This is a genomic window from Devosia beringensis, from assembly GCF_014926585.1.
GTDB classification, from domain to species: domain Bacteria; phylum Pseudomonadota; class Alphaproteobacteria; order Rhizobiales; family Devosiaceae; genus Devosia; species Devosia beringensis.
In genome coordinates, this window is the sequence record NZ_CP045422.1 from 526,780 (window position 1) to 552,841 (window position 26,062).

A 26,062-nucleotide genomic window follows, 5' to 3' on the forward strand; every position below is an offset into this window, starting at 1 on the left:
CCGCCATGACGATCCCCGTCGCCAGCCCGACCGTGCGCACCACCTGCCCCTATTGCGGGGTCGGCTGCGGCGTGCTGGCGACGCCAAAACCCGATGGCAGCGTCGCCATTGCCGGCGATCCCGAGCATCCGGCCAATTTCGGCCGGCTCTGCTCCAAGGGCTCGGCCCTGGGCGAGACCCTCTCGCTCGAAGACCGCCTGCTCTATCCGGAAAGCGATGGTGCCAGAGTCACTTGGGACATGGCGCTCGACCGCGTCGCCAATACCTTCACGCAGACGATCCGCGATTTCGGCCCGAACTCGGTGGCCTTCTACGGCTCGGGCCAGTTGCTGACCGAGGACTATTACGTCGCCAACAAGCTGATGAAGGGCTTTATCGGCTCGGGCAATATCGACACCAATTCGCGGCTCTGCATGGCCTCCTCGGTGGCCGGGCACAAGCGCGCCTTCGGGTCCGACACCGTGCCGGGCAATTACGAGGATCTCGAGCTGGCCGACCTCATCGTGCTGGTCGGCTCCAATCTGGGCTGGTGCCATCCGGTGCTCTACCAGCGCATCGTCAAGGCCCGGGCTGAACGCCCGGACATGCGGGTCGTGCTGATCGACCCGCGCCGCACTGTCAGCGCCGACCTTGCCGACCTGCACCTACCCCTGCAGTCCGACGGCGACAGCGCGCTGTTTGTCGGGCTGCTGGCTTACCTTGCCGACCGGGGTCTTGTCGCGCCGGACTTCGTCACCGACCATACCAATGGCGTCGATGCAGCCCTGCTGGTCGCCGCCGACTGGAGCATTGCCCGCGTCGCCGAAGCGACCGGCTTGGCCGAAGCCGCCATTGCCCAGTTCTATAGCTGGTTCGGCGCCACCGAAAAAACCGTCACCGTCTATTCGCAGGGCGTCAACCAGTCCGCTTCCGGCAGTGACAAGGTCAATGCCATCATCAACTGCCACCTGCTCACCGGCCGCATCGGCCGGCCCGGCATGGGGCCCTTCTCGGTCACCGGCCAGCCCAATGCCATGGGCGGGCGCGAGGTCGGCGGCCTGGCCAATACGCTGGCCGCGCATATGGATTTCACGCCCGACGCCATCGACCGCGTCTCCCGCTTCTGGGGCAGTACCAGCGTGGCCACCCAGCCGGGCCTCAAGGCCGTCGATCTCTTCGCCGCCATGGGGCGCGGCGAGATCAAGGCGATCTGGATCATGGCGACCAACCCGGTCGATTCCATGCCCGAGGCCGATCTGGTGCGCGCGGCCCTGGCCGCCTGCCCCTTCGTCGTGGTCTCCGACATCACCGCCCGCACCGATACCGGCGTCACCGCCCATGTCCGCCTGCCCGCGGCCGGCTGGGGCGAAAAGGATGGCACCGTCACCAATTCCGAGCGTCGCATCTCGCGCCAGCGGCCCTTTTTGGCCTTGCCCGGCCAGGCGCGACCCGACTGGTGGATCGTCAGCGAAGTGGCCCGCCGCATGGGCTTTGCCGAGGCCTTCCCCTATGCCGGGCCGGGCGAGATCTTTGCCGAGCACGCCGCCCTCACCGCCTACGAAAACAACGGCAGCCGCGACCTCGACCTCACCGGCCTGCTCGGCGCCGACTATGCCAGCCTCAAGGCGACGCAATGGCCGGTGCGCCAGAAACCCACCGCGCGCCTCTTCGGCACTGGCCAGTTTTTTACCCCCGATGGCAGAGCGCGTTTCGTTCCGGTGCAGCCGCCGCCGCCCTTTGCGCCGGCGCCGGGCCGCTTCATCCTCAATACCGGCCGCGTGCGCGATCACTGGCACACCATGACCCGCACCGGCAAAGCCGCGCGTCTCTCCGCCCATTATGCCGAGCCCTTTGTCGAGATCCATCCCGCCGACGCCGCCCGCCTCAATATCCACCGCGCCACCCTGGTCCGCCTCTCCAACCGGCACGGCAGCGCGGTGGTGCGGGCTCTGGTCACCGACCGGCAGCGGCGCGGCCATCTCTTCGTGCCGATGCACTGGACCGACCAGTTTGCCTCCCATGGCCGGATCGATGCGCTGGTCTCCGCCAAGGTCGATCCCCTCTCGGGCCAGCCGGCGCTCAAGATGGCGGAAGTTCATGCCGAACCCCTGCAGACCCACCTCTACGGCTTCTTCGTCGCCACCACCCGCCCCGTGCTCGACACAGTCTATTGGGCGATTGCTGAAGCCCCTGGCGGGATACGCGGCGAGCTGGCCTGGCGCGACGAGCCCGCCGACTGGACCGCCTGGCTACGCCACGCCTTTGCCCTGCCGGAAAATGCTGAGATCGAGACCATGCGCGATGAACGCTCCGGTCGCCGCAACTTTGCCGTGCTGCAGGACGGTCGCCTGATCCTGGCGCTCTATACCGCGCCCGATCCCGTCCTGGTCTCGCGACAATGGGCCGTTGACCTGCTCGCGACCGAGGTCCTGCGCGCCGGCGCCGTGCTGGCCGGTCGCCCCGGCGCCGACATGCCCGATCGCGGCGCCATTGTCTGTGCCTGCTTTTCGGTGGGCGCCAATACCATTGCCAGTGCCGTCACCGGTCAGGGCTGCGTCAGTGTCGAAGCCGTCGGCGCCTGCACCAGAGCCGGCACCAATTGCGGCTCCTGCCGCGCCGAAATCAGGGGGATCATCGATGCACATCGTCTCGCCGCCGCCGAATAGACCCCGCATTGCTCCGCTTGCCGTGCTGCCGGTCTTCTTCGATCTCGTCGACAAGCGCGTTATCGCCATTGGCGGCTCCGAGCCCGCGACCTGGAAGATCGAGCTGCTCGCTGCGGCCGGCGCGCATGTCCAGGTGCTGGCACCCGTGGAGGACTGGTGCGATGCGCTGATCGCTCTGGCCGAGAGCGGCGCCGTGGCCGGCACGATCAGCCTCGTCGATTGCCACTGGGCGCCGTCGGACCTTTCCGGCGCCGCCATGGCGGTGGCCGATATCGAGGACGATGCCGAGGCCGAAGCCTTTGTCGAGGCGGCGCAGCGTCAGGGCGTGCCCTATAACGTCATCGACCGGCCGGCATTCTGTCAGTTCCAGTTCGGTGCCATCGTCAACCGCTCGCCGCTGGTCATCGGCATTTCCACCGCCGGCGCCGCCCCCATTCTCGGCCAGGCGGTGCGACGCCGCATCGAAACGCTGCTGCCCACCACGCTCACCGCCTGGGCCCAGCTGGCGCAGCGCCTGCGCGGCGACGTGATGGAAAAGCTCGCCGCCGGGCCGCAGCGCCGTGCCTTCTGGGAGCGCCTGGTCGAACGCGCCTTTGGCGACACCGCGCCCTGCGCCGACGATTTCGACATCGACGCCATCTGTGAAGCGCCGCCGACCGGCCGCGTCACCCTGGTCGGCGCCGGTCCGGGCGATGCGGACCTGCTCACCATCAAGGCCGTCCGCGCCCTGCAATCGGCCGATGTGATCCTCTTTGATGACCTCGTCTCGTCCGAGGTGCTCGAAATGGCCCGTCGCGAGGCCAGGCGGATGCTGGTGGGCAAGCGCGCCGCGCGCGACAGCTGCAAGCAGGAGGACATCAACGCCATGATGCTCAGCCTCGCCCGGCAGGGCAAGCATGTGGTGCGGCTCAAGTCCGGCGATCCGATGATCTTCGGCCGCGCCGGCGAGGAGATCGAGATGCTCGAGCGGCATGGCATTGCCGTCACCGTGGTCCCCGGCGTCACCGCCGCTCTGGCTTTGGCCAGCCGGCTCGGTCTGTCGCTGACCCATCGCGACCACGCCCAGTCCGTGCGCTTCGTCACCGGCCATTCGCGCCAAGGGGTGCTGCCCGACACACTCAACTGGCAGGCTTTGTCCGACCCGGCCACCACCAGCGTCTACTATATGAGCCGGCGCACCCTGCCCCAGATCGTCGATCAGCTGACAGCCCAGGGCATGGCGCCCTGCACGCCTGCCGTGATTGCCGGCAATGTCGGCCGGGCCGACGAGCAGGTCTGGCGCGGCACGGTCGGCGAGGCCGTCGCGGCCGTCACCGCCTTCCCGCTCTCGGCCCCGACCATCTTTGCCGTGGGCAATGCGCTGGCTGAACGGCACTTGGCCGTCCAGGCCGTGGCCGTCAGCGCCTAGGCCGTGGCCCGACGCCCCTGCCCGGTGCGCGCCATGAGGAAGCGCTCCAGCGCGGACAGTCCATCATAGATCAGCACGGCCAGCACGCCGACGATCAGCCCGCCCTGCAGCACGAAGGCGGTATTGCCCGACAGCAGGCCGGCAATGATGACTTCGCCCAGCGTCCGGGCGGCAACGGTGGAGCCGATCGTCGCTGTAGCCAGCGAAATCACTACCGAGAGCCTGATCCCAGCCAGGATCACCGGTAGCGCCAGCGGCAGTTCCACCTTGATGAGGCGCTGCCAGCCGGTCATGCCCATGCCGCGTGCCGCATCGACGACGCTGGCCGGCAGATTGGTCAGCCCGGTCAGCGTATTCTCGAAGATGGGCAGCAGGCCATAGAGAAACAAAGCCACCAGCGTCGGCGCCGTGCCGAAACCCAGCATGGGCACGGCCAAAGCCAGTACCGCCACCGGGGGAAAGGTCTGGCCGATATTGGCAAGGCTGCGCGACAGCGGCAGGAATTCGGCGCCATAGGGCCGGGTGACGAAGATGGCCAGGCTCACGGCAATGATGGTCGCGGCGGCCGTCGCGGCGGCGACAATGCCCAGATGGTTGAGCGTGATGTCGAACAGGCTGCCCTGGTTATAGATGGCGGGCTGGCCATTGGTGGTGAACAGCCCGAAAAAGCCGGCAAACAGCGCCGGCTGCGCCAGGAACAGCACGAGCACCAGCAGCGCGGCGAGGCGGATGAGATTGCCGACCTTCATTGCGGGCGGGCCGCCAGGCGCGCCAGTGCGTCGAGCGTCACGCGCCCGACAATCTGGCCATCGCGCTGTACGGGGAGGTCGGGGCGACCCGACCACAGCAGTTCGGCATAGGCATCGCGCAGCGAGGCACTGGCCTCGATGGGCTTGCCTTCGGCCTCCCCCGGCTCGATATGCTCGGCCACCTTGAACAGCGACAGCAGGCGGAACGGCCGCTCGCTGGTGCCGATCAGCTCGGCGACAAAGGGCGTGGCCGGTCTGCCGATGATCTCGGCCGGGCTGGCCGATTGCAGCAGCTTGCCCTGGTCCATCACGGCAATGGTATGGCCAAGGTGGATGGCCTCCTCCATGTCATGGGTCACCAGCACGATAGTGGTGCCGAACTGGCGCTGGATATTGAGCAGGTCCTCCTGCGCCTTGGCGCGGATCACCGGGTCGAGCGCGCCATAGGGCTCGTCCATCAGCAGGATATTGGGCTTGGCCGCCAGCGCCCGCGCCACGCCGACGCGCTGCTGCTGGCCGCCGCTGAGCTCATGGGGCAGCCGGTCGCGGAACTCGGCCGGGTCGAGCTGGAACAGCGTCATCAGCTCGTCGACGCGGTCGCGCGTCTTGGCCTTGGTCCAGCCGAGCAGCTTGGGCACGGTGGCGATGTTCTGCCCGACGCTGCGATGGGGAAACAGGCCATGGCCCTGGATGACATAGCCCATGCGGCGGCGCAGCTCATAGGCCGGCATGCCGGCAATATCCTCGCCATCGATGCGCACCGAACCCGATGTTGGCTCGACCAGCTTGTTGATCATGCGCATCAACGTGGTCTTGCCCGAGCCGGAGGTGCCGACCACGACGCAGATAGTATGGGGCTGGATGGTCAGGGTCACCCGGTCCACCACGGCCTGGCCATTATAGGTCTTGGTGATGTCGTCGATCTCGATCATGGACGCTTTCCTTCGCGACTCGTCATCTCGCCCATGGCGTCCAGCACCACGGCGGCGACAAAGGCCAGGACCACTGTGGGCACCGCGCCCAGCAGGACCAGGTCCATGGCCGTCTGGCCAATGCCCTGAAACACAAAGACGCCAAAGCCGCCGCCACCGATCAGGGCGGCAATGGTGGTCAGCCCGATATTCTGCACCAGCACGATGCGGATGCCGGTGAGGATGACCGGAAAGCCCAGCGGCAGTTCCACGGCGATCAGCCGCTGCCACACCGTCATGCCCATGCCGCGGGCAGCATCAATGGCAGCAGGCGAGACATTGTTGAGCCCCACCACCGTATTGGAAACGATGGGCAGCAACGAATAGGCGAACAAAGCGACCAGAGCCGGCGCCGTGCCGATGCCGGAAATACCGATCGCCGAAGCGCCCGGCACATTGGCGGCGATCCAGGCCAGGGGCGCGATCAGCAGGCCAAACAAGGCGATGGAGGGAATGGTCTGGACGATATTGAGCACGTTGAGCACGCCGGCCCGCAGCGGTCTGACCTTGTAGCAGAGCAGGCCCAGCGGCACGCCGACCAACGTGGCAATGGCCACCGAACCAAAGGCCAGCACCAGATGCGCCCGCGCCTCAGCCCAGAAGGCGGGCGCGCGGTTGGCATATTCCTTGAGCAGGGAGAGCTGGTTCCAGCCGCCACTCCAGAGCAGCAGCGCCATCGCCGCCAGCACAGCTGCGAGAATAGCGAGGCGCCACAGCGGCGCCAGCCGCAGCCTTGTTAGCGCATCGGTCACCAATAGGGCGAAAGCAAAGGCCAGCAGCCAAAAGCCGGCGCCGGGCGAGACGCGGGCAAAAGTGTCATCGGGCGGCGTGAGAAAGGCGGCCGATTGCCCCATCAGCACGAACAACACACCCAGAACTACAAAGCCGACCAGCAGCTTGGTCAGTGCCGGAAAGCGCAGCAGCGCCACGGCAAAGCCTGCCAGCAGGCTAAGGGCCAAAGCCATGGCGAGACTGCCCGGCAGCGCCAGGGCCAGGGCCACGGTATCGCCCGGCACGATTCGATTGGCGCGGAACAGGGCAAAGGGCAGCGCGGCGCCAGCTGCCGCAATCAAGGCAATCAGCACCCCGAGCTTGTCGAGGGCGAGCCAGGCGGGACGCGACGACACCGGGGCAAGTTCAGCAATGGACATGCAGCCTCCGGTGTCGCTCAGCGGTCAGGCGAGCCCCTCCCCAACGGGGAGAGGCGATCGCCCTAGTCCAGAAAACCGCCCTGGGTCAGGTAGTCGGTCGCCACGGTGTCAGAGGCTTCGCCGCCCACCTGGACGCGGCCATTGAGTTCCTGCAGCACTTCGAGCGTCAGGCCTTCAAAGACGGGCTTGAGCAGCTCTTCGATCTGCGGGTACTGAACCAGCACATCGCTGCGGATGATCGGGGTCGGCTGATAGACCGGCTGCACGCCCTTGTCGTCCTCAAGCACCTTGAGGCCGGACGGGGCAATGCCGCCATCGGTGCCATAGACCATGGCAGCGTTGACGCCATTGGTCTGCTGGGCGGCAGCGGCAATGGTTGCGGCCGTGTCACCACCCGACAGGGTGATCAGCTGGTCGGGCGTCAGGGTGAAGCCATAGACTTCCTGGAACTTGGGCAGGGCGCCGGGCGAATTGACGAACTCGGCTGATGCAGCAAGCTTGACCTCGCCGCCACCGGCGACCCAGGCGCCGAACTCGCTGAACGTATTCAGGTTGTTGGCTTCGGCCACGTCATCGCGCACGGCCACGGCCCAGGTATTGTTGGCGGGCGACGGCGTCAGCCAGACGATATTGTTGGCCTCGAAGTCGAGCTTGGCGGCCTCGGCATAGGCCAGGGCCGCGTCGTTCCACAGCGGGTCATCGGCCTTTTCAAAGAAGAAGGCGGCATTGCCGGTATATTCGGGATAGATGTCGATTTCGCCGGCAGTGATGGCCTGGCGCACGATCGGCGTACCGCCAAGCTGGATGCGGTCCTCGACGGCGATATCATTGGCCTCGAGCACCTGCTTGATGATGTTGCCCAGCACACCGCCTTCGGTATCGATCTTGGACGACACCACCACCTGCGCGCTGGCGCCGGTGACGGACAAAGCGAGCGCGGCGACGGCGCTCAATAGCGTGGTTGTGAGGCGCATTGGTTTCTCCGATTTGTCCATGACTGGCCGGGGCCAGCAAATTTGATCTGTCCGAGCGGGGACAGGATAGGTCGCAATCAGCAAAAGGCCCGCGAGACGGGTCTATTCAAATGCGCTGGACGCAAGCGAATGCTGGTCCAGCAAAAGTGTCCAGCTGCAGCAAAGGTTCCCGCAGCCGTGTGCATGTAGCGGCAGCTGCTGACAGCCCATGTCAGCATGCCCGCACCAGCGGTCGGGTTCAAGGTTTGTTACGGAAAGCGGGAACGACTGGATCAGCCGGTAGACCGGCCTATTTCATCCAGAACATGGGCGTGAGATCGGTCGCGATCGGCTCGCTCTTGTCATTGGTCGCCATGACATCGGCCATATGCGCCCACCAGCGCTGCATTACCGCCGTGGCGGGCAGGTCCGCCATGGTGTGGTCCTTGCGGCGCCAGAGCACGCCGAAGAGGATATTGGTCGCCTCGTCGAGGTGGATGGAATAGTCCTTCACCCCGGCTTCATGCAGCAGGTCGACGAGTTCAGGAAAGATCGCGTCATGGCGCCTGCGATACTCGTCCGCCATGCCCGGATTGAGCTGCATCTTGAAGGCATGCTTTTCGTAGCCACCATCGGAAATGATCACGTGCGCTGCCTCCACATGCGGAACAGGATGGGCAGCGCGATCACCACGATCAGCAGGCCCCCGATAAAGATCGACATGACGATGCCGGGCACATTGAGCAGGCCCAGGCCAAAGGTCACCAGCCCCATGATCAGCGCTGCCAGTACCACGCCGATGATCGAGCCGGCGCCGCCCAGGATGGAGACGCCGCCCAGCACCACCATGGTGATGGCCTCGAGTTCCCAGCCCTCGGCAATGGACGGCCGGGTCGAGCCCAGCCGCGCCGTCAGCAGCACGGCGGCAATGCCGCTCATCAGGCCGGTGAGGCAGAACAGGATGAACTTGATATTGTCGACCCGCACGCCGGAAAACTGCGCGGCGACATCATTATTGCCGATGGCAAAGACCCGCCGGCCGAAATTGGTACGGTGCAGCAGCACCCAGTAGAGCACGGCAAAAAAGGCAAACAGCACCAGTTCGAACGAGATCACCCAGAACACATAGCCCTGGCCGAACCAGGCAAAGCTCGGCGGATAGCCCTTGAAGCTCTGGTCGCCCAGGATGATGAAGCTGATGCCACGGAACAGGCTCATCGTGCCGATGGTGACCACGATCGAGGGCAGCTTGAGCCTGGTGACCAGCAGGCCATTGAAGGCGCCGCACAGCAGGCCGGCACCGACGCCGATGGCCACCAGCACGGGCGTATCGGCGCCATATTGCAGCGCCAGGCCCATCAGGGTGGAGGCCAGCGAGATGATCGCGGCGACCGACAGGTCGATTTCGCCCGAAATGATCAGCAGCGCCATGGCCAGCGCGATCAGCGCCTTTTCGGTGAAGTTGAAGGTGAGATCAGAGAGGCTCCAGGCATTGAGGAAATAGGGCGAGGCAAAGGAATTGGCGATAAAGATCGCCACCGCCACGAGGACAAGCAGGCTCTCCCAGCTCAGCACGGCTGACTTGAGCGGATTGTCGAGGCGATCGGGCAGCTGGCGGCCGGTCGAGGAACTATCGGTCATGCAGCTTCCGCCTTCTTGAGAATGATCCGCCCCTTGCTGGCTTCGCCGCGCGCATTGAGCACCACGGCCAGCAGGATGGCCGAGCCGGAGATCGCCATCTGCCAGAACGGGCTGATATTGATCACCGGCAAAGCGTTGTTGATGACGCCGAGGAAGAGCGCGCCGAGCAGCACACCGGCCACGCTGCCAATGCCGCCGGCAATCGAGACGCCGCCGATGACGCAGGCCGCGATGATGGTCAGCTCATAGCCGCCGGCCACTTCGGTCGAGGCGATGACATAGCGCGAAATCCAGAGATAACCGCAGAGGCCGGCCACCGCGCCGGCAATGACAAAGGCATAGAACTTGGTCTTGCCGACATCGATGCCGGTATAGACCGAGGCTGTCGGGTTGACGCCGATGGCGTAGAGCGAGCGCCCCAGCGGCGTGCGCGTCATCAGCACATAGAACAAAGCCGCCACCACGATGGCAAACCAGCTCAGCACCGGCAGGCCGAGAAACACGCCGCGCTGCAAGGCGATGAAATCGGGGCTCATCTGGGCCGCATTGACCCAGGCGCCGCCGGAAATGACAAAGACCAGGCCGCGGAAAATGGTCAGCGTGCCCAGGGTCACGACGATGGGCGGAATATTGAGCTTCCACACCAGCACGCCGTTGAAGGCGCCCAGACCCGCGCCGATGACAACACTGAGGCCGAGCAGCAGCGGGATCGGCACGCCGGGAAAGGCGGCGTTGAGCATGGCCACGATCATGCCGGTCAGCGCCAGGTTGGACGCCATGGAGAGGTCGATCGAGCGGGTGAGGATCACCGCCATCTGCCCCAGCGCCAGCATCATCAGGATCGAGGTGTCATTGAAAATGGTCAGCAGGTTGGCGGGCTGGGAAAAGCGAGAAAAGCGCAGCGTGACCAGCACGATGACCAGCAGGATCGCCAAAGCCAGCCAGGTTTCGCGCTGCTTGATCAGGTTTTTCATGCCGCCTGCTCCTCGAGGATACCGGCAGCCAGGCGCACCAGCGTTTCGGGCTTGAGCCCTTTATTGTCGATGGTGTCGACCATGCGGCCCTCACGCATGACGACGATGCGGTCGCTCATGCCCAGTACCTCCGGCAGTTCGGAGGAGACCATGATGACGGAAAGGCCCTGGGCCACCAGCTCGGCCATGAATTCATGCACCGCCGCCTTGGAGCCGATATCGATGCCCTTGGTGGGTTCGTCGAGAATGATCACCTTGGGCAGCGTTGCCAGCCATTTGGCGATCACCACCTTCTGCTGGTTGCCACCCGACAGGGTCGAGACATTCTGGCTCAGCGAGGAGGCGCGCAGGTCGAGCCGCTCGGTGTAGGTGCGGGCGAGCGCGAATTCCTCGGCCATCCGCAGGAAACCCGATTTGGAGGTCTTGCCCAGCGAGGGCAGCGAGACATTCTTGAAGATGGGTTCGCCGGTAATGACGCCCTGCTTGCCGCGCTCTTCGGGCACATAGACGATGCCGGCCTCGACCGCATCGGCCGGCGAGCGCGGGGTGATGGTCTGGCCATCGAGCACCAGGCTGCCCGCACTGGGCTGGGTCAGGCCGAACACGGCCTGCATGACCTCGCTGCGCCCGGCCCCGACCAGGCCATAAAAGCCCAGGATCTCGCCCTTGCGCACGGCAAAGGAGATGTCGTCGAATTCAGTCGGATGGCTCAGGCCCCTGGCCTCCAGCACGACGTCGCCGATCTGCGCCTGGCGGGCCGGGAAAATGCCTTCGACCGGGCGGCCGACCATGAGCTGGACGATCTCGGACTGGCTGGTGTTCTTGATCATGCCCTTGCCGACCTGTTCGCCATCGCGGAACACGGTGAAGCGGTCGGCGATGCGGTAGATCTCGTCGAACTTGTGGCTGATGAACAGGATCGCCTTGCCGTCTTCCTTGAGCAGTTCGATGAGCACATAGAGCTCCTCGATTTCCTTCTGGCTGAGCGCGGCGGTCGGCTCATCCATGATGACCACGCGGGCATCGATGGAGAGCGCCCTGGCCACGGCCACCAGGTGCTTTTTGGCAATGCCCAGTTCCTTGAGCTTGATATCGGGGCCGATGCCGGCACCCATGGCGTCGAGCGTCTCGCGCGCCTCGGCCCGGATCTTGCGCCAGTCGATCAGGCCGAAGCGATTGCGCGGCGCGTGGCCGAGATAGATGTTTTCGGCGACCGTCATCTCGTCGAACAGCACGGTTTCCTGATGGATGGCGGTAATGCCGACGGCGGAAGCCGAATGGGCAGTCGGCAGGGTCACGAGCTCGCCAGCCACGCGGATTTCGCCGGCGTCGGGCTGGTAGATGCCGGTCAGCGTCTTGACCAAAGTCGACTTGCCCGCCCCGTTCTCGCCGATCAGCGCGGTGACCTGCCCGGCATAGAGCTCCAGCGACACGTCATTGAGGGCTTTGACGCCGGGGAAACTCTTGGTGATGCCGGTCAGCGTCAGGATGGGGTCGGTCATAAGTTTGGTCTCGCAATACCCCCAAAGCCAGCATTGAGGGTGGAGGTGGCCTTGTTCCTCTCCCCATCGGGGAGAGGGTGGATCGGCCGCAGGCCGAGACGGGTGAGGGGGAGGTCTGGCTTGCCCAATAACCTGGGTGAGCCACCCCTCCCCCTCATCCGGCGCTGCGCGCCACCTTCTCCCCGATGGGGAGAAGAATAGGGCGAGCGCCTAGTAGATCTTGGAGAACTCTTCGATGTTGGACTTGTCGAAGGTGAAGGGTGCCGCCATGGCGCCCGAGCTGGTGTCGTCAAGGGTCAGATCGCCCATGCGACCCATCGAGAGGGTTGCGCCGGGACCGGCTTCGGCGCCCTCGACCAGGTCATTGGCCAGCATCACGGCCGAGTAGCCCAGATCGATCGGGTTCCACAGCGCCACGGCCTGGCTTGCGCCATTGTCGATGAACTGCTTGAACTCGCTTGGCAAAGCCAGGCCGGTCACGTTGATCTTGCCGATCAGGTTCTGGTCGGTCACGACCTGGGCTGCCGCCACGACGCCGACGGTGGTCGGGGCAATGATGGCCTTGAGGTCGGGATAGGAGGCGATCAGGCCCTTGGCTTCGTCGGTCGACTTGACCGAGTCATCGTCGCCATAGACCACGGCGACGAGGTTGATATTGGCGAACTTCTCGGGCAGTGCGGCCTTGGCGGCTTCGATCCAGGCATTCTGGTTGGTCGCGGTGGAGGCAGCCGACAGGATGGCGACATCGCCGCCGTCTGGCAGGTAATCGGCAGCCAGCTTGATGATGGTCTCGCCGATCAGGTTGGTTTCCGACGGGTTGAGGTGCAGCTGACGGCCTTCAGGCGCAACGCCCGAATCCCAGCTGATCACCTTGATGCCGCGTTCCATGGCCTTCTGCAAAGCGGGCACCAGGGCGTCCGGATCATTTGCCGAAATGGCAATGGCGTCGACCTGCTGGGCGATCAGCGCATTGATCACTTCGATCTGGGCTTCAGCCGTGGCGGCGGTCGGGCCGGTATAGATGACTTCGACGTCACCCAGTTCGGCGGCCGCTTCCTGGGCGCCCTTGTTGGCGGCGTCGAAGAAGCCGTTGCCGAGCGACTTGACGACCAGCGCGATGCGGGTCTGGGCGAAGGCCGGGCTGGCCAGCAGAGCGGCGATGGCGGTGCTTGCCGCCAGGATTTTCAAGAGTTTCATAAGGTAGTCCCTCCCTGGGATGGTTTTTCGTCTTGTTGTCTCAGGCCACGAAGGCTTGTCGGTCGGCCTGAGCAGTCGTCTCCGCCACGATGAGCCGCACGCCTGCCGTTTCCAGCATTTGTCGGTCTTCGTCGCGGATGCCGGCGTCGGTGACGACGGCGGCTATTCGGTCGAGGCCACACAGAATGAGGCTCGATCTGCCCGAAAACTTGGATGAGTCCGCCAGCACGATCAGCTCGTCGGCCTGGCCGATCAGGCCGAGCTCAGACTGGACGACCATTGGGTCGGCCTCCATCAGTCCGTGCGCGCCGATGCCCTGGCAGCCGATGAACATGCGCTTGGCATAAAAATGCGATGCCACCACGCCGCCAAAGGGCGAGAGGATGACATTCTGCTCGCGATAGACCGTGCCGCCCGGAATGACGACCGAATTGCGCGAATTGTGAATGAGATATTCGGCGATGGCGAAGCTGTTGGTGAAGACCGACAAGCGCCGCGAGGTCAGGAAATGCACCATCTGGTAGGTGGTCGTGCCGCCATTGATGATGATCGGCTCGCCATCGGCGCAGAGCTCGGCCGCGGCCCGGGCAATGGCGCGCTTCTGCTCGATATTGATGGTCTCGTTGACCGAGAACGGCCGCCCCATTAGTGCCGACTGCTCGGGCGGGTTGATGGCTTCGGCGCCGCCGCGCACCCGCCGCACTTCGCCGCGCAGGTCGAGCGCGGCAATGTCACGCCTGATGGTCGCCTCGGACGAGCCCGTGACCTCGCAGATGTCCGCCACCGTCACGACGGGACGCGTCTGGACGGCTGCAATGATCACTCTGTGGCGTTCGGTTTCGTGCAAGGCAGCCATCCTCCTGGCGCATTACTACTCATCCATTTCAATCAGTGTCAATCATCAAACCGTCAACTTCGAAACATGTCAGTCGCTCATGCTTGCTTATGATCGTTTCTGATTGACAGCTTGGCGCGATCGTGGCCATGTCCGGGCAATATTCATAACCGCTACCCTCTGGGAGGAGTCTCATGTCCACTTCCGCGCCCAAGCGCCTCGCCAACCTCTGGGACGACGCCACGGCCGCCGCCATGAGCGAGCCGGAACGTCTCGTCTATCGCTCAAACCTGCTGGGATCAGACAAGCGCGTCACCAATTACGGTGGCGGCAATACCTCCTCCAAGATCATGCAGAAGGACCCGCTGACCGGCGAAACCGTGGAAGTGCTGTGGGTCAAGGGTTCGGGCGGCGACAGCGCCTCGATCAAGCTCGATGGCTTTTCCACCCTCTATATGGACAAGCTGCGCGCCCTGAAGGGCCTCTATCGCGGCGTCGAATTCGAAGACGAGATGGTCGGCTACCTGCCGCACGCCACGTTCAACCTCAATCCGCGCGCCGCCTCGATCGACACGCCGCTGCATGCATATGTGAACCACGCCTATGTGGACCACATGCATCCCGACGCGATCATCGCCATCGCTGCATCGGTCAATTCGAAAGAACTTACCCAGCAGATCTTCGGCGACAGCATTGGCTGGCTGCCCTGGAAGAAGCCCGGCTTCGAGCTGGGCCTGTGGCTGGGCAAGTATTGCGAAGAGAACCCCAATGCCAAGGGCCTGATCCTCGAAAGCCATGGCCTCTTCACCTGGGGCGATACGCCCAAGGAGTGCTACGAAACCACGCTTGCCATCATCAACCAGGCCATCGAATGGTTTGAAGGCCAGACGGAAGGCAAGACCATCTTTGGTGGCGAGGCCGTCAAGGCCCTGCCCGCCGAGCAGCGCCGTGCCATCGCCGCCAAGCTGATGCCGAAAATCCGCGGCCTGATTTCCGAAGACAGCCACAAGCTGGGCCATTTCGATGACTCGGCTGCCGTGCTGGAATTCGTCAATTCCAATGATCTGCGCCCGCTGGCCGCTCTGGGCACCTCCTGCCCCGACCACTTCCTGCGCACCAAGATCCGCCCGCTGGTGATCGACTTCGATCCGGCCAATCCCGATATCGACGCCGTTCTCGCCAAAATTCCCGCCGACATCGCCGGCTATCGCGCCGACTACCAGGCCTATTACGACCGCTGCAAGCATGACAATTCGCCCGCCGTGCGCGATCCCAATGCCGTGGTCTATCTGATGCCGGGCGTCGGCATGTTCACCTTCGCCAAGGACAAGGCCACCGCCCGCATTTCGGGCGAGTTCTATGTCAACGCCATCAATGTGATGCGCGGCGCCTCGACCGTTTCCACCTATGTCGGCCTGCCCGAGCAGGAAGCCTTCGACATCGAATACTGGCTGCTCGAAGAGGCCAAGCTGAGCCGCATGCCCAAGCCCAAATCGCTGGCCGGCAAGATTGCTCTCGTCACCGGCGGCGCCGGCGGCATCGGCAAGGCCACGGCCGTGCGCCTCTTGCGTGAAGGTGCCTGCGTCGTGCTGGCCGATATCGACGAGACGGCTCTGGCCGCGGCCAATGACGAGCTCGCCGGCGCCTTCGGCAAGGACTTCGTCCGCCCCGTCATCGTCAATGTCACCAGGGAAGAGGCCGTTATTGCCGGCTTTGCCCATGCCGTGGTCGAATTCGGCGGCCTCGATATCCTCGTCTCCAATGCCGGTCTCGCCTCTTCGGCGCCGATCGAGGAGACGACGCTCGAGCTGTGGAACAAGAACATGGACATCCTCAGCACCGGGTATTTCCTTGTGTCCCGCGAAGCCTTCCGCCTGTTCCGCAGCCAGAAAATCGGCGGCAATGTCGTCTTCGTCGCCTCCAAGAACGGTCTGGCCGCTTCGCCCAATGCCTCGGCCTATTGCACCGCCAAGGCCGCCGAGATCCATCTCGCTCGATGCCTCGCCCTCGAAGGCGCCGGCGAGCAGATCCGCGTCAACGTGGTCAATCCGGACGCCGTGCTGCGCGGCTCCAAGATCTGGGCCGGCGAATGGCTCGAGCAGCGCGCCTCGACCTACAAGACCGACAAGGATGGCCTTGAGGAAATGTATCGCGAGCGCTCGCTGCTCAAGCGCAGCGTCTTCCCCGAGGATATCGCCGAAGCCATCTACTTCTTCGCCTCGGACGCCTCGGCCAAGTCGACCGGCAATATCATCAATGTCGACGCGGGCAATGCCCAGTCGTTCACGCGGTAAGGATCAAGCGATGACCGAACACATCATCGACGCGTCCGTCGTCGAGGCGGAAAATGCCAAGCGCATTGCCGATCTCAATGTCGATTACGACACGCTGGGCGAACGCCTCGACCGGCGCGGCGTCGACATCGACGCCATCAAGGCCAAGGTGGCCGGCTTCAACGTCGCCGTTCCCTCCTGGGGCGTCGGCACCGGCGGCACCCGCTTTGCCCGCTTTCCGGGCCTGGGCGAGCCGCGCGACATTTTCGACAAGATCGAGGACTGCGCCGTCATCGCCCAGTTGACGCAGGCGACCAATACGGTCTCGCTGCATATCCCCTGGGACAAAGCCGATCCCAACCGCCTCAAGCAGGCGGCCAGCCGGTTCAGCCTCGGCTTTGACGCGATGAATTCCAACACCTTTTCGGACGCGCGCGGCCAGTTGCAGAGCTACAAGTTCGGCTCGCTCAGCCATGCCGATGCCGGCACCCGCAGCCAAGCCATCGAGCACAATATCGAATGTATCGAGATCGGCCAGACGCTGGGTTCGAAGGCCCTCACCGTCTGGATCGGCGATGGCTCGAACTTCCCCGGCCAGGTCAATTTCGCCGACCAGTTCGGCCACTATCTCGACTCGATGAAGGCGGTCTATGCCGCCCTGCCCGATGACTGGCGCATCTATACTGAACACAAGATGTACGAGCCGGCCTTCTATTCCACCGTCGTGCAGGACTGGGGCACCAATTACCTCATCGCCAAGGAACTGGGCGACAAGGCATTCTGCCTGGTCGATCTCGGCCACCACGCGCCCAACGTCAATATCGAGATGATCGTCAGCCGGCTGGCCCAGTTCGGCAAGCTGGGCGGCTTCCACTTCAACGACAGCAAATATGGCGACGACGATCTCGATGCCGGCGCCATCGACCCCTATCGCCTGTTCCTGGTGTTCAACGAACTGGTCGATATCGAGGGCAAGGATGCCAATTTCCATCCCGCCCACATGCTCGACCAGTCGCACAACGTCACCGACCCCATCGAGTCGCTGATGCTGTCGGCCTCGGACGTGCAGCGCGCCTATGCCCAGGCCCTGCTGGTCGATCGCAAGGAACTGGCTGCGGCGCAGCAGGGCAATGATGCCCTCGCCGCCACCCAGGCTTTGCGCCTCGCCTATCGCACCGATGTCGAGCCGATCCTGGCCATGGCCCGCTATGACCATGGCGGCGCCATCGACCTGCTCGGCAGCTATCGCGCATCGGGCTATCGCGCCAAGGTCGCCGCCGTGCGTCCCGCCGTTGAAGGCGGCTCCGGCGGCATCGTCTAGCTTCCAACGCTCCTCCCAGAGCGAAAGGCCCGGTGCGCAATCACCGGGCCTTTGTCATGGCCGGATCAGGCCGCCGAAATAGTCGAGGGCATAGGCCTGTTCGCCCTGCACAGAGATGGTTTCGCGGCCATGGAAGTGGCGCGCGTCGCCGGTGCTGGTGTCCACATAGTGCCCATGTGGCCCGGTCCAGTCGAAGCCGCCGAGGAAGCGCCCCTCGCCATACAGTGCCGACAGTGCGCCCTTGATGGTCTCGCCAGCGCGCTGGCCGTCGATCAGGTCGGGCCGCAGGATATGGCCGTAGTAGTTCATGGCCCAGACCGGCGCGTCGTCCAGCCAGATGGTTTCCTGCCCCAGGAAGTCGGTGCCGCCGAAATAGCTGTCGAGATAGCGCCAGCGACCCTGGCTCCAGCCCAGATCATGCGATCCCGGGCGCGAGGACGCCGCCTTGGCGCCGCCCCCCATATAGGTGGCCGCCTTGGCCGCTACGATGATCGATGTCAGTTCCTCGATAGTCATTTTCGCCCCCAGCCTGTTGCTGGAGGCGATCTAGCCTGCGCCGCTGTCAAGCTGTGTCAGCAGGCCAGAGCCCCTACTTCATCGTGGGCATCTGGAATTCCGCCCCGTCCTTGATGCCGCTGGGCCAGCGGGCGGTCACCGTCTTGGTGCGGGTCCAGAAGCGGATGGCGTCGGTGCCGTGCTGGTTGAGATCGCCGAAGGCGCTGGCCTTCCAGCCGCCGAAGCTGTGATAGGCCAGCGGCACCGGCACCGGCACATTGATGCCCACCATGCCGACATTGACCCGCGCCGCGAAATCGCGCGCCGCGTCGCCGTCGCGGGTGAAGATCGCCGTGCCATTGCCATAGGGGTTGTCCATGGTCAGCTTGAGCGCGGCTTCATAGGTCTGGGCACGCACCACGCTCAGCACTGGCCCGAAGATTTCTTCCTTGTAGATATCCATCTCGGCGGTGACATTGTCGAACAGCGATGGCCCGACAAAATAGCCGTTCTCATAGCCCTGGAGGGTAAAGCCGCGACCATCGACCGCCAGCGTCGCGCCCTGGGCCAGGCCACTCTCGACGAGGGCGGCGATGCGCTCCTGGCTGGCCTTGGTGATCACCGGGCCCATTTCGCTGGCCGGATCTGTGGCCGGGCCTACCTTGAGCGCGTCGATGCGCGGCTTGAGCGCGGCGATCAGTCGGTCCGCCGTGGCATCACCCACCGGGACCGCCACCGATACCGCCATGCAGCGCTCGCCGGCCGAGCCATAGCCGGCGCCCATCAGCGCGTCGGCGGCCTTGTCCATGTCGGCATCGGGCATGATGATCATGTGGTTCTTGGCGCCACCAAAGGCCTGCACGCGCTTGCCCTCGCCTGCCGCCGTTGCATAGACATAGCGGGCAATGGGGGTGGAGCCGACAAAAGTGACCGCGCCGATCTGGTCGTGGTGGAGAATGCCATCGACCACGGCCTTGCCGCCATGCACGACATTGAGGATGCCCTTGGGCAGCCCGGCCTCGATGGCCAGTTCGGCCAGCATGACCGGCACCGAGGGGTCGCGTTCGGATGGTTTGAGGATGAAGGCATTGCCGGCGGCGATGGCGGGCGAGAGCATCCAGAGCGGGATCATGGCCGGGAAATTGAACGGGGTAATGCCGGCGCCGATGCCGACCGGCTGGCGCATGGAATACATGTCGATGCCCGGCCCGGCCCCGTCGGTGAACTCGCCCTTGAGCAGGTGCGGCGCCCCGGCGGCGAATTCGGCAACCTCGAGGCCGCGCAGGATATCGCCCTTGGCGTCTTCCACCGTCTTGCCGTGCTCGGCGCTGAGCATTTCGGCCAGTTTGTGCATGTCGCGGTTGATCAGCGCCACGAAGTTGAAGAAGACCCGGGCGCGGCGCTGCGGATTGGTGGCGGCCCATTTCGGCTGCGCTGCAGCGGCCGAGGCCACGGCGGCATCGAGATCAGCCTTGGTCGCCAGCGCCACGCGCGCCTGCACCTCGCCCGTAGCCGGGTTGAACACGTCTTGGAATTCGGCGCTGTTGCCGGTGGTCTCAGTGCCGTCGATGAAGTGGCCAATGGTGCGCATGCGGGTCTCCCTTGTTGCCGGGGAGACTAGGCGCTACACTTTGCGCATCGCAACGCGATAGATTTTGCATCGGTTGTGCAGGAATTATAGCTCGATGAACTGGGACGACGTCCGCATCTTTCTGGCCGTGGCCCGCAATGGCCAGATCCTGGGCGCCGCCAAGGCGCTCAACCTCAACCATGCCACTGTCGCCAGGCGCCTCAGCGCGCTCGAAGCCGCGCTGGGCAGCACGCTATTCACCCGCAAGACCAATGGCTCAGATCTCTCGGGTGCCGGCGAGCGCTTTCTCGTCCATGCCGAGGCGATGGAAAGCGCCATGCTGGCGGCGAGCGCGTCGGCGGGGGCCGATAGCCGCATCGAGGGTACGGTGCGGGTCGGCGCGCCGGACGGCTTCGGCGTCGCCTTTCTCGCCCCGCGCCTCGGGGAACTGACCGCACGCCACAAGGGCCTGCGGGTCGAACTGGTGCCGGTGCCGCGCGCCTTTTCGCTCTCCCGCCGCGAGGCCGATATCGCCGTCACGCTGGAGCGCCCGCGCGAAGGCCGGCTGGTGGCGCGCAAGCTCACCGATTACCGCCTCGGCCTCTATGCCGCGCAGAGCTATCTCGACGCGCAGGGCATGCCCGCCGAACTGGCGGCGTTGGCCGATCATGCCCTGGTCGGCTATGTCGATGACCTGCTGTTTACCGCCTCGCTCGACTATACCGGCGAATTCCTCCGCGGCTGGCGCTCAAGCCTGGCGATTTCTTCGGCCATGGGCCAGACCGAGGCCGTGCGCGCCGGGGCCGGCATCGGCATCCTGCATGCCTTCATGGCACAGCGCGATCCCGACCTGGTGCCGGTACTGCCGGCCCATAGCCTGACCCGCAGCTACTGGACGGTGGTGCACGAGGATCTACGCGCCGTCCGCCGGGTGGCGCTGGTGGCCGAGTTTCTCGCCGAGATCGTGGACCGCGAGCGGGCCATCTTCTAGCTCTGCTCCAAAGCCCGCAATGGCGCCGTGGCGTCAATGATCCAGTCGCGGAAGGCCTTGATCTTGGTCCAGTTGCGGCGGCTTTCGGGATAGACGAAATAGTAGTGATGCCCGACCCAGCCGACCCGGTCGAAGGGCTGGGCCAGCAGCCCCGCCGCCACTTCATCGGCGTAGAACAGCGGCGTCAGCATGGCCACGCCGCTGCCGGCAATGGTGGCGCGCGATTCCAGATATTGCGAGCCGAGGCCGATAAAGGGCTTCTGCACCGCCGCTGCGGCCGGCACGCCGGCCATTTCCAGCCAGGCGGGCAGCCAGGGGTCGTCGGGCGAGATCTGCGGCACGCGCAGCAGATCGGCCGGCTCTCTTATGTCGTAGCGCTCGATCAGGCTGGGCTTGAGCATGGGGGCGAATTCGACCTTGGCCAGCGGATGGCCGATGAGCCCGGGCGGGATATGGCCCGTGGCCCTTATGCCGGCGTCGAACTCCTCCTGGGTGAAGTCGACCAGCACATTGCTGGTATCGATCTTGACCGCGATATCGGGGTGGCCGAGCTGGAACTGGCCGATCTGGCTGGCCAGCCAGCCGGTGGCAAAGGTATTGGTCACCGTCAGCGACAGCATGCCCTCGGCCCGCTCGCCGGTCTCGGCAAAGCTGGCGCGCAGCAGGTCAAAGGCCCGGCTGACCTCGGGCGCCAGCCTTGCGCCGGTCTCGCTCAAAGCGATCTGGCGCGGGCGGCGCAGGAAGAGCGGCGTCCCCACACGCTCCTCCAGTATCTTGATCTGATAGCTCACCGCGGCCTGGGTCATGCCCAGCTCGGCGGCCGCCCTGGTGAAGCTCAGGTGTCGGGCCACGGCCTCGAAGGCGCGTATCGCGGTCAGCGGCGGCAGTGCGCTCATGGATCAAATCTCCTTATGCCCACCCCTTGAGCTTTAGTTGGAAAATCCCCGCTTTTCCAGCCATTTTGCAATGACCATAAGCCAACAGGAGGCATCCGCATAAGGATGTTCATGGCCATGATCACACTGACAAAGCCTGTCCATGCCCGCCGTTCGCGCCTGCTTGCCGCCCTCTCTATCCTGCTTGACCAGTTGGGCCGGCATGTCACTTCGCGACGCCGCCGCCAGACCACCATCGACCTGATCCATACCTCGCCACATCTGCGCCGGGACATCGGATTGGTGGAGGAGCACTTTTCGGTGCGGGGCCGCTAGGCTGGCACGGATGGACGGGCCGACTTCCTCTCCCGTTCACGGGAGAGGATTCCCACTGTCGGTTCGGCGCCACATCTTGCCTTCGCCGACGCCTGCCCTAAAACTGCAGCCATGTCCAAGACCACGCCCGCCACGATCGCCCTGAGCAAAGCCGGCTTTGCCTTTGCCACCGCCACCTATGACTATGATCCCGATGCCGACCGTGTCGGGCTGCAGGCGGCCGAGGCCATGGGCGTGCCGCCGTCCATCGTGCTCAAGACGCTGATGGCCGAGGTCGATGGCAAGCCGGTCTGCGTGGTGGTGCCCTCCGACGAGGAGGTGAACATGAAAAAGCTCGCCGCGGCCTTTGGCGGCAAGTCGGCGCATATGATGAAGCCGGCGGATGCCGAACGCCTGACCGGCTACAAGGTGGGGGGGATCAGCCCCTTCGGGCAGAAAAAGCTCGTGCCGACGGCGATCGAGGAACTGGCGACGCTGGAAGACGAAGTCTTCCTCAATGGCGGGCAGCGCGGCCTGCAGATCCGCATGAAGCCGGACGATCTCCTGGCGGCCCTGGGTGGCAAGGCGGCGGACCTGATCCGGTAGGCCCACAACCCCGACCTGGCCGGCGCCCTGTCGGGCACCACGGGTGTATTGAGCTTCGGGTGAGGATGATGATGAGGCGAAAATGCCGGGGGGCGAGAACCGGAGCGGAGCGTACGTTCAGGTACGTGAGAACCGGAAGCGCAGGCCACCGGCATTTGCAGCCCATCATCGCCCGAAGATCGATGCACCCGCCGGACAGACAAAAGGCGCCCAAGTGGACGCCTTCATCTCAAGTCTAGTTTTTGCGACAGGCTCGATTAACGAGCGTAGTTGCCGCTGGCGATGTTCTTGATGTCGCCCTTGGTGATGCCCAGGTCATTGAGCTGGCGGGTGTCGAGAGCGTTGAGCTCGCGGACGGTGCGCTGGTACTGGGCAAACTGTGCGATTTTCTGGCGGATGTTCATTTTCGGTTCCCCTTCGTTTTCGATGTCCAATATCTATAGTCAGGGGGTCGTGATTAGAAGATGGTCTTTGTGCACATCCGTTATGCACTGCGTGCAAACAAAACAGGCAGTTCTGTCACGATCCCGCCGCAGGGGTTAACAGCCGCAGCGGGCGTTTCGCGCAATATCTGGGCCGTAACATACTGACAGTCCATAACAAAAATGGGGCCGCGCCTTTGCGCGACCCCGTTCATGCTTTCTTGACCATCTGGACAAGAGCCATGCATCTAGCGCTTTGCGGGCTGCCCCGCTTCCCGGGCCAGCCGCCGGTCTTCGCGCATTTCAAACCACATGGCGTTGAGGATGGCGAAGCTGCAGGCCAGTCCGAGGCCGAGAATCCAGGCGAAATACCACATAGCATGCCTCCTAATAGGCGTTGGGGTTCTTGTTGAGCGACTGCGTCGTCACCGGCCCGCGCATCACGCGGAAGACGAAGGCGGTGTAGGCCAGCACGATGGGCAGGAAGACCAGCGTCGCCAGCAGCATGATGAACAGCGTCAGGTGGCTGGACGAAGCATCCCACAGCGTCAGGCTGGCATTGGGCACTGTCGATGAGGGCAGCAGGAAGGGGAACAGCGACAGGCCGGCCGTGGCGATGATGCCGAAAATGGCAATGCTTGACGCCACCAGCGTGGGCACGCCGGCCCGCGCCTGCAGGCCCAAAACGGCCCCGACCAGACCGAGGAAGCCCAGCACGGGCGCCGCGATCATCCAGGGATAGAGGCCGTAATTGCTGACCCAGCCGCCCTGCACCAGTTCCACCGTCTTGCCCAGCGGGTTGATCGCCCCATTGGGGTCGACGGTGCTGGTAATGGCGTAGCCCTGCATGAAGAAGGTCACCCAGAGGCCACCCAGCGCGAACAGCACGATGGTGGCCAAAGCCGCCCAGGTGCCGAAGGTGCGGGCCCGCTCGGCGATCGCGCCATCGGTGCGGCCGGCAATGACGGCAGCGCCCTGGGTGACGATCATGCCCAGGCTGACGAGGCCGCCCACCAGAGCGAAGGGCATCAGCAGCTGGAAGAAGTTGCCGGTATAGAAGGAGCGCAGCGTGTCATCGAGGTGGAAGGGCGCGCCGAGCAGGACATTGCCCACCGCCACGCCGAAGATCAGCGCCGGCACGAAGCCGCCGACAAACAGCGCCCAGTCCCAGGTCGAGCGCCAGCGCGGGTCGGTGATCTTGTTGCGGAACTTGAACCCCACCGGCCGCAGGATCAGCGCCAGCAGGATCACGATCATGGCCAGGTAGAAGCCGGAAAAGCTGACGGCATAGAGCGGCGGGAAGGCGGCAAAGATGGCGCCGCCGCCCAGCACGAGCCAGACCTGGTTGCCTTCCCAGGTCGGGCCGATCACGTTGATCACCACGCGCCGTTCGGCGTCGGTGCGGGCGACGAAGGGCAGCAAGGCCCCCACGCCCAGGTCGCGGCCACCCATCACGGCAAAGCCGATCAGCAGGATGCCCAGCAGTGCCCACCAGATCAGGCGGAGCGTTTCGTAGTCGAGCGGTAGCGTGCTCATGATACCAGATCCTTGTTGGCTGGGGTGGCAGGCAGGGCGGCGATGACAAAGTCATTGTCGTCGCCTTCATCAAGGGCGGAGAACAGCTTGTCCTGCGGCCCGGCCTTGATGATCTTGACCATCAGCATGACCATGATGATCAGCAGCACGGTGTAGAGCGCCACAAAGAAGGTCAGCGAGATGACCAGGTCCCAGAAGTTGAGGCTCGAGGCGGCGTAGAAGGTTGGCAGCACGCCTTCGACCACCCAGGGCTGCCGGCCATATTCGGCGATGAACCAGCCGCCTTCGATGGCCAGCCAGGGCAGCGGCAACACGGCCACGCCGATCCACAGCATGGTCCGGTTGGTCCCCAGCCACCCCTTGGACGCCCGATAGAACCAGACGGCGAAGAAGGCGATGAAGAAGAAGCCGATCCCCACCATCAGGCGGAAGCTCCAGAACAGCGGCCAGACATCGGGCACGGTATCGAGCGCTGCCAGGGCGATTTCTTCGCCGGTGGCGTTGTCGACATCGTCACGATACTTCTTCAGCAGCAGGCCATAGCCCAGATCGGCCCAGTGTTCGTCAAAGGTGGCGCGGGCAGCCATATTGGTGCCGTCGGCCCGGATTTCCTGCAGCGCCATATAGGCAATCATGCCGGACTGGATGCGGATGGCGGCGTGTTCGGTCAGCTCGGTAATGCCGGGCAGATCGCGGTCGATCGAGCGCGTGGTGATGATGCCGAGCAACCAGGGCAATTGCACCTGGAAGGCCGGTTCACCGGGCGTGTCGCCGGGGATGGCGAACAGGGTCAGCGCCGCCGGCGCCGGCTCAGTGTGATACATGGCCTCCATGGCCGCGATCTTCATCTGCTGGTGTTCTGTGGCGACATAGCCGCTTTCGTCACCCAGCACGACAACCGACAGCGCCGACGCCAGGCCAAAGCTGGCCGCCACGACCATCGAGCGCTTGGCCAGCTCGACATGCTTGCCGCTGAGCAGAAACAGGCAGGAAATGGCGAAGATGAAGACGGCGCCCGCCACATAGCCGGCGCTGACGGTGTGCACGAACTTGGCCTGCGCCACCGGGTTGAAGATCACCGCCATGAAGTCGGTGACTTCCATGCGCATCGTGTCGGGGTTGAACTTGGAGCCGACCGGGTTCTGCATCCAGCCATTGGCCACCAGAATCCACAGCGCCGAGAGGTTGGCGCCCAGGGCGGTCAGCCAGGTCACGGTGAGATGGCCGACCTTGGTCATGCGGTCCCAGCCGAAGAAGAACAGGCCGACAAAGGTGGCTTCCAGGAAGAAGGCCATCAGCCCTTCGATGGCGAGCGGCGCGCCGAACACGTCGCCCACATAATGGCTGTAATAGCTCCAGTTCATGCCGAACTGGAATTCCATGACGATGCCGGTGGCAACGCCCATGGCAAAGTTGACGCCGAACAGCGTGCCCCAGAACAGGGTCGCCTTGCGCCAGATGTCGCGCCCGGTCATCACATAGACGCTCTCCATGATCGCCATCAGGAAGGAGAGGCCCAGGGTCAGGGGCACAAAAATGAAGTGATACATGGCGGTGGCGGCAAACTGCCACCGCGAGAGTTCGACGACAGTCATGTCGATCATAGCGATTATTGCCTTTGCGCTGGTGGGC

At 64.5% G+C, this 26,062-nt stretch carries 24 protein-coding genes; 7 read left to right on the forward strand and 17 right to left on the reverse strand.

The genetic code is table 11. The features are described from left to right. The first annotated feature begins 5 nt into the window (after window positions 1–5). Together GDR53_RS02610 and cysG are read left to right on the forward strand one after the other, a co-directional pair. Window positions 6–2,645, forward strand: a complete 2,640-nt coding sequence (locus GDR53_RS02610; protein WP_193336558.1) for a nitrate reductase — start codon at window positions 6–8, stop codon at window positions 2,643–2,645. Further along, window positions 2,617–4,053, forward strand: a complete 1,437-nt coding sequence (gene cysG / locus GDR53_RS02615; protein ID WP_193336559.1) for a siroheme synthase CysG — start codon at window positions 2,617–2,619, stop codon at window positions 4,051–4,053. Before GDR53_RS02610 ends, cysG begins: the two co-directional genes overlap by 29 nt. On the opposite strand, the gene GDR53_RS02620 is transcribed toward cysG, so the two are convergent. The 10 genes from GDR53_RS02620 to GDR53_RS02665 all read right to left on the reverse strand — a co-directional run bounded on the left by GDR53_RS02620 (window position 4,050) and on the right by GDR53_RS02665 (window position 14,038). After that, window positions 4,050–4,802 carry an ABC transporter permease gene (locus tag GDR53_RS02620; RefSeq protein WP_193336560.1) on the reverse strand — a complete coding sequence of 251 codons (753 nt, stop codon included), beginning with the start codon at window positions 4,800–4,802 and terminating at the stop codon, window positions 4,050–4,052. The two genes, cysG and GDR53_RS02620, sit on opposite strands and share 4 nt — an antisense overlap. Further along, a complete protein-coding gene (locus GDR53_RS02625) occupies window positions 4,799–5,734 on the reverse strand; it encodes an ABC transporter ATP-binding protein (RefSeq protein WP_193336561.1) in 936 nt (311 codons plus the stop codon). The genes GDR53_RS02620 and GDR53_RS02625 overlap by 4 nt, the downstream gene beginning before the upstream one ends. Continuing rightward, complete coding sequence (locus GDR53_RS02630; RefSeq protein WP_193336562.1) at window positions 5,731–6,924, reverse strand: ABC transporter permease; 1,194 nt, start codon at window positions 6,922–6,924, stop codon at window positions 5,731–5,733. The genes GDR53_RS02625 and GDR53_RS02630 overlap by 4 nt, the downstream gene beginning before the upstream one ends. A gap of 62 nt (window positions 6,925–6,986) precedes the next feature. Further along, the gene (gene osmF / locus GDR53_RS02635) at window positions 6,987–7,898 is read right to left on the reverse strand and encodes a glycine betaine ABC transporter substrate-binding protein OsmF (RefSeq protein ID WP_193336563.1); all 912 of its coding nucleotides are present in this window, start codon (window positions 7,896–7,898) and stop codon (window positions 6,987–6,989) included. Between the two features lie 289 nt (window positions 7,899–8,187). Further along, entirely contained in the window at window positions 8,188–8,481 is a 294-nt protein-coding gene (gene rhaM / locus GDR53_RS02640) for an L-rhamnose mutarotase (protein ID WP_193337934.1), read from the reverse strand. A 38-nt stretch (window positions 8,482–8,519) separates the two neighbouring features. Next, entirely contained in the window at window positions 8,520–9,518 is a 999-nt protein-coding gene (locus GDR53_RS02645; RefSeq protein WP_193336564.1) for an ABC transporter permease, read from the reverse strand. Further along, a complete protein-coding gene (locus tag GDR53_RS02650; RefSeq protein WP_193336565.1) occupies window positions 9,515–10,492 on the reverse strand; it encodes an ABC transporter permease in 978 nt (325 codons plus the stop codon). Before GDR53_RS02650 ends, GDR53_RS02645 begins: the two co-directional genes overlap by 4 nt. Beyond that, a complete protein-coding gene (locus GDR53_RS02655; protein WP_193336566.1) occupies window positions 10,489–11,994 on the reverse strand; it encodes a sugar ABC transporter ATP-binding protein in 1,506 nt (501 codons plus the stop codon). Before GDR53_RS02655 ends, GDR53_RS02650 begins: the two co-directional genes overlap by 4 nt. A 210-nt stretch (window positions 11,995–12,204) precedes the next feature. Beyond that, on the reverse strand, window positions 12,205–13,191 hold the full coding sequence (rhaS, locus tag GDR53_RS02660; RefSeq protein WP_193336567.1) for a rhamnose ABC transporter substrate-binding protein: 987 nt from the start codon (window positions 13,189–13,191) through the stop codon (window positions 12,205–12,207). A 40-nt stretch (window positions 13,192–13,231) separates the two neighbouring features. Next, the gene (locus GDR53_RS02665; RefSeq protein ID WP_193336568.1) at window positions 13,232–14,038 is read right to left on the reverse strand and encodes a DeoR/GlpR family DNA-binding transcription regulator; all 807 of its coding nucleotides are present in this window, start codon (window positions 14,036–14,038) and stop codon (window positions 13,232–13,234) included. A gap of 182 nt (window positions 14,039–14,220) precedes the next feature. Between GDR53_RS02665 and GDR53_RS02670 the strand changes: the two genes are divergently transcribed. Together GDR53_RS02670 and rhaI are read left to right on the forward strand one after the other, a co-directional pair. Next, complete coding sequence (locus GDR53_RS02670) at window positions 14,221–16,320, forward strand: bifunctional rhamnulose-1-phosphate aldolase/short-chain dehydrogenase (RefSeq protein WP_193336569.1); 2,100 nt, start codon at window positions 14,221–14,223, stop codon at window positions 16,318–16,320. Between the two features lie 10 nt (window positions 16,321–16,330). Then, window positions 16,331–17,620, forward strand: a complete 1,290-nt coding sequence (gene rhaI / locus GDR53_RS02675) for an L-rhamnose catabolism isomerase (protein WP_193336570.1) — start codon at window positions 16,331–16,333, stop codon at window positions 17,618–17,620. A gap of 54 nt (window positions 17,621–17,674) precedes the next feature. Here rhaI and GDR53_RS02680 read toward each other — a convergent pair whose 3' ends face one another. Then, window positions 17,675–18,136, reverse strand: a complete 462-nt coding sequence (locus tag GDR53_RS02680; protein WP_193336571.1) for a DUF5680 domain-containing protein — start codon at window positions 18,134–18,136, stop codon at window positions 17,675–17,677. 73 nt (window positions 18,137–18,209) lie between these two features. Then, on the reverse strand, window positions 18,210–19,706 hold the full coding sequence (locus tag GDR53_RS02685) for a CoA-acylating methylmalonate-semialdehyde dehydrogenase (protein WP_193336572.1): 1,497 nt from the start codon (window positions 19,704–19,706) through the stop codon (window positions 18,210–18,212). Between the two features lie 94 nt (window positions 19,707–19,800). Here GDR53_RS02685 and GDR53_RS02690 point away from each other — a divergent pair, with 94 nt between their 5' ends. Next, on the forward strand, window positions 19,801–20,676 hold the full coding sequence (locus GDR53_RS02690) for a LysR family transcriptional regulator (protein ID WP_193336573.1): 876 nt from the start codon (window positions 19,801–19,803) through the stop codon (window positions 20,674–20,676). Here GDR53_RS02690 and GDR53_RS02695 read toward each other — a convergent pair. Continuing rightward, window positions 20,673–21,572: a LysR substrate-binding domain-containing protein gene (locus tag GDR53_RS02695; protein ID WP_193336574.1), complete on the reverse strand. Its 900-nt coding sequence runs from the start codon at window positions 21,570–21,572 to the stop codon at window positions 20,673–20,675. The two genes, GDR53_RS02690 and GDR53_RS02695, sit on opposite strands and share 4 nt — an antisense overlap. A gap of 117 nt (window positions 21,573–21,689) precedes the next feature. Here GDR53_RS02695 and GDR53_RS02700 point away from each other — a divergent pair, with 117 nt between their 5' ends. Beyond that, window positions 21,690–21,887 carry a hypothetical protein gene (locus GDR53_RS02700; RefSeq protein ID WP_193336575.1) on the forward strand — a complete coding sequence of 66 codons (198 nt, stop codon included), beginning with the start codon at window positions 21,690–21,692 and terminating at the stop codon, window positions 21,885–21,887. Between the two features lie 111 nt (window positions 21,888–21,998). After that, on the forward strand, window positions 21,999–22,472 hold the full coding sequence (gene ybaK / locus GDR53_RS02705; protein ID WP_193336576.1) for a Cys-tRNA(Pro) deacylase: 474 nt from the start codon (window positions 21,999–22,001) through the stop codon (window positions 22,470–22,472). 257 nt (window positions 22,473–22,729) lie between these two features. Here the strand turns inward: ybaK and GDR53_RS02710 are convergent, their stop codons facing one another. The 4 genes from GDR53_RS02710 to GDR53_RS02725 form a co-directional block, all read right to left on the reverse strand. Further along, entirely contained in the window at window positions 22,730–22,876 is a 147-nt protein-coding gene (locus GDR53_RS02710) for a DUF1127 domain-containing protein (protein WP_193336577.1), read from the reverse strand. Window positions 22,877–23,142: 266 nt separating this feature from the next. Continuing rightward, window positions 23,143–23,271, reverse strand: coding sequence for a cytochrome bd-I oxidase subunit CydX (gene cydX, locus GDR53_RS02715; RefSeq protein WP_193336578.1), 129 nt, complete (start codon window positions 23,269–23,271; stop codon window positions 23,143–23,145). A 10-nt stretch (window positions 23,272–23,281) separates the two neighbouring features. Further along, window positions 23,282–24,430 (reverse strand): cytochrome d ubiquinol oxidase subunit II, encoded by a 1,149-nt coding sequence (gene cydB, locus GDR53_RS02720; protein WP_193336579.1) that lies wholly within the window; start codon window positions 24,428–24,430, stop codon window positions 23,282–23,284. After that, on the reverse strand, window positions 24,427–26,034 hold the full coding sequence (locus GDR53_RS02725; protein ID WP_193336580.1) for a cytochrome ubiquinol oxidase subunit I: 1,608 nt from the start codon (window positions 26,032–26,034) through the stop codon (window positions 24,427–24,429). The genes cydB and GDR53_RS02725 overlap by 4 nt, the downstream gene beginning before the upstream one ends. Window positions 26,035–26,062 lie beyond the last annotated feature (28 nt).